Here is a 3226-nt window from a genome sequence, read left to right as displayed (position 1 = left end):
ATGAGGCGGGTGCGACCCGGATCAGGGTCAATTGCGGTACCGGAGGTTACCTGGCCGAGGTTCGGGCGCGGACGGTGTCCTAGTGCCGCGATCAGGGGCGCCGCAATGGTCATCAGCGCCATCATGGCGGCCAGAGGGTTTCCAGGCAGTCCGATGACGAAGCGCCCGTCCGGCAGTTCGGCCAGTACCGCGGGATGTCCGGGACGCATTGCGATGCCATCCAGCAGCAGCCTCCCGCCTAGCGCGGCTATGGCGTTGCGGAAGTGGTCCGTTCCGGAGCGGCCGGTTCCGCCTGTGGTGATGACGACGTCGGGCCGCTCCACCGGGCGGCTGCCCGTATCGCTGAGGGCGGCGAGCCACTCGTGATATGAGTCCCCGATTCTTCGCTGTCCCGCCGGGACGCCTCCCAGCATTGCCAGCACCGTGCCCAGTTGCGGGCCGAATGCGTCCCTGACCTGACCCGGCCCGGGCAGCCCGGAGGTCACCACTTCCGCGCCCGTCAACAGGATCGTGACTCGTGGCTTGCCAAAGACGTGCAGCTCGTCGTGGCCGGCGATCGCGGCAAGGGCGATATGGGCGGGATTGAGCACGGTGCCTGCGGGGATCAGCATTTCGCCTGCAGCGGCTTCCTCGCCTGCTTGGCGGATATGCTGGCCGCTTCGCGGTTCGCCGGGCCTTGCTTCGGAGCCGAGGGTCAGAGCGGGCACGCCCGCCATGTCATCGCTTGTCCGGCCACTTTCACGGCGTAATACGGCGTCGGTACCGGTAGGCACCAGTCCGCCGGTGGCTATGGGGCTGGCACGGTGCGGTGCCAGCGGTTGTCCCGGTTTCACCAAGGTCCAGGGTCCGCTGCCGCTGACGGCCCAGCCGTCCATGGCCGAGGACGCGTAGTGCGGTAGGTCTTGGCTCGTTGTGACGGCCCGGGAAAGCGTGCGTCCGATGCTTTCCGCCAGGGGCACGGGCAGCGCCGGGATGGGGGCGGCACAATCGAATGCCAATCGGCGGGCCTCAGACCAGCTCGTCGCGGACTTCCCGACGGCCGGTCGACCCGAAGGCCGACGCTGTTCACCGCCGCGATCGACTAAATCGTGAGCAGGCAAGCCTTGCCCCTTATCTGAAGGCTTTTCGAATGAGATCCTGCTCCCCGGGAACGGCGTTAAGGCACCTTCTTGGCCCTTAACGCCGTCCTTCGGGGAGCAAACGAGCCAGACCAGGCCCGGCCCGTGAAACGCGGCGCCTAGGCCTTGACGTAACCGTTGGGGTTCAGCACGTACTTCGTTGCGGCTCCCGCATCGAACTCGGCGTACCCGCGGGGTGCGTCCTCCAACGCGATGGCCTTGGCGTTGACGGCTTTGGCGATCTGGACTTTGTCATGCAGGATCGCCATCATCAGTTGCCGGTTGTACTTCATCACGGGGCACTGGCCTGTAGTGAAGGACAGGGATTTGGCCCATCCCGTGCCGAGGGAGAGTGAGAGGGAACCATGCTGGGCAGCGTCGTCGATTCCACCTGGATCGCCAGTGACGTACAGGCCGGGTATGCCCAAGGCACCTCCAGCGGCCGTGATGTCCATGAGGGAATTCAGCACGGTGGCCGGCGCTTCGTGCGAGGCGTCCTTGCCGTGTCCGCGGGCTTCGAATCCGACGGCGTCGACGCCGCAGTCCACTTCCGGGACGCCGAGGATCTGCTCGATTTGGTCCTTGGGGTCGCCCTTGGAGACATTGACGGTTTCGCAACCGAATGACCTGGCCTGGACGAGGCGGTCTTCGTTGATGTCACCCACAATGACGACTGCTGCGCCGAGCAGTTGCGCTCCGGCGGCCGCCGCCAGGCCGACCGGGCCTGCGCCTGCGATGTAGACGGTAGAGCCGACCCCGACCCCGGCCGTGACTGCTCCGTGGAAGCCGGTGGGGAAAATGTCCGAGAGCATGGTCAAGTCCATGATCTTCTCCAAGGCCTGGTCCCGGTCCGGGAACCTCAGCAAGTTCCAGTCCGCATAAGGCACCAGAACATAATCGGCCTGGCCTCCGACCCATCCGCCCATGTCGACGTAGCCGTAGGCGCTGCGTGGCCGGTCCGGGTTGACGTTCAGGCAGATGCCGGTCTTGCGTTCCTTGCAGTTCCGGCAGCGGCCACAGGAGATGTTGAAAGGCACCGATACGATGTCGCCGACCTTGATGAATTCCACATCCGGGCCAACTTCCACCACTTCGCCGGTGATCTCATGACCGAGGACCAGGTCCCGCGGTGCGGTGGTGCGGCCGCGCACCATGTGCTGGTCGGAGCCGCAGATGTTTGTGGTCACGGTGCGCAGGATCGCTCCGTGGGGCACCTTCCGCCCGACATTGGCGGGGTTGACGCCGGGGCCGTCCTTGAGCTCGAACGTCGGGTAGTCGGTGTCAATGATCTCGACTACGCCAGGTTCCTTGTATGCGACTGCTCTGTTTCCTGACATGGACACTCCTAAGGGCCATTTCATGGTGTTTTGATTCAGTGGTCGGACATTCGCTAAAACAGTTGCCAACGGCTTGCCCGTTGCCCGTAAGCGGTGCTCCGGCGCTTACCTCCCCAGGCATTCAGGCAACCGAAGCACCGCTTACGGGAAACGCGATTCCCCAAGACCGGTTCAGGGGATGAGAGAGGCAACCATGCTGATATGGCGATCTTAGATTAAAGATATATCAGAAATATGTTACGTGAGCCGAACGGGTCATGTCCAGAGGTTTTCAGCGGCCGAGTATGAGGCTCAGTGCTTCTGCGCGGGCGGCCGGCAGCCGGAGCTCGCCCCGCACCGCGGAGGTGATGGTCTTTGACCCTGGTTTTCTGACGCCCCGCATGGACATGCATAGGTGTTCACACTCGACGACGACGATCGCACCGAGGGGTCGAAGCGAAGTGACCAGGGCATCAACCACCTGCGTCGTGAGCCGCTCCTGAACTTGGGGCCTTCGAGCGAAGGTGTCCACCAGTCGGGCGAGCTTGCTCAGCCCCGTGACGAATCCATCCGGGGAGGGGATGTATCCGACGTGGGCTACGCCGTGGAACGGGACCAGGTGATGCTCGCAGGTCGAGTAAAAGGGTATGTCCTTGACGATGACGAGTTCTTCATGGCCAAGGTCAAACGTCTTGTCCAGCACGGCGAGGGGGTCTTCGTGGAGGCCGCCGTACATTTCCGCCGCTGCGCGGGCGACGCGCGCGGGGGTCTCAACCAGGCCGGGCCTGTCCG

Annotated in this window: 3 protein-coding genes; all 3 read right to left on the bottom strand. The window is 64.2% G+C overall.

Annotated elements, in window-relative coordinates; all coding sequences use genetic code 11:
- Positions 1-998 (bottom strand): molybdopterin molybdotransferase MoeA (locus AHiyo1_RS14025; protein ID WP_253257348.1); only part of this gene is annotated, 998 nt, incomplete at its 3' end.
- 239 nt (positions 999-1237) lie between these two features.
- Positions 1238-2455: a formaldehyde dehydrogenase, glutathione-independent gene (gene fdhA / locus AHiyo1_RS14020; protein ID WP_059388981.1), complete on the bottom strand. Its 1218-nt coding sequence runs from the start codon at positions 2453-2455 to the stop codon at positions 1238-1240.
- 271 nt (positions 2456-2726) lie between these two features.
- On the bottom strand, positions 2727-3226 hold a 500-nt coding region (gene folE, locus AHiyo1_RS14015; RefSeq protein WP_059388980.1), incomplete at its 5' end, for a GTP cyclohydrolase I FolE.

Origin of the sequence: Arthrobacter sp. Hiyo1 (genome assembly GCF_001263615.2) — a bacterium.
Classification (GTDB): Bacteria; Actinomycetota; Actinomycetes; order Actinomycetales; family Micrococcaceae; genus Arthrobacter.
The sequence above is the reverse complement of the archived record's forward strand: the minus strand, read 5'-3'. Positions and strand labels throughout refer to the sequence as shown.

Bases quoted from the DNA above. Each gene is read 5' to 3' on its own strand.
- fdhA (WP_059388981.1), bottom strand. From the start codon at position 2,455: ATGTCAGGAAACAGAGCAGTCGCATACAAGGAACCTGGCGTAGTCGAG.